At 63.2% G+C, this 429-nt stretch carries 1 protein-coding gene; it reads right to left on the bottom strand.

What is annotated here, in order from left to right:
- A partial coding sequence (locus EN885_RS33205; protein ID WP_206616885.1) for a proline racemase family protein occupies positions 1–429 on the bottom strand: 429 nt, incomplete at both ends.

Raw genomic sequence — 429 nt, forward strand, 5'->3', positions numbered from 1 at the left:
GCCGCCGATAGAGGGAATGATGGCCGGCTTGCCGGCGACGGTGACATCCTTTTCGACCTTGCCCTTGAACAGCGAACCGATGATCGATTCATGGACGAAGCTGTCGCCGGCCTTGAGTTTGCCCTTGGCATGAAGCTGCGCCATGCGCGCCGAGGTGCCGGTGCCGCAGGGCGAGCGGTCGATCGCCTTGTCGCCGTAGAACACGGCATTGCGGGCATCCGCGCCATCCACCGTCGGCGCACCGGTCCACAGCATGTGCGACAGCCGGTTGATGCCCGGGTTCTCGGGATGGACGAAGGAATATTTCTCGTTGAGCCGCTGGCGCACCACCGGGCTCCAGGCGATGAAGTCGCCCGCCGAATAATCGGCCATGTCGCGATCGTTCTTCTGTGGTTCGACGATGGCGTAGAAGTTGCCGCCATAGGCGAC

The organism is Mesorhizobium sp. M6A.T.Cr.TU.014.01.1.1 (genome assembly GCF_004022765.1).
GTDB lineage: Bacteria > Pseudomonadota > Alphaproteobacteria > Rhizobiales > Rhizobiaceae > Mesorhizobium > Mesorhizobium mediterraneum.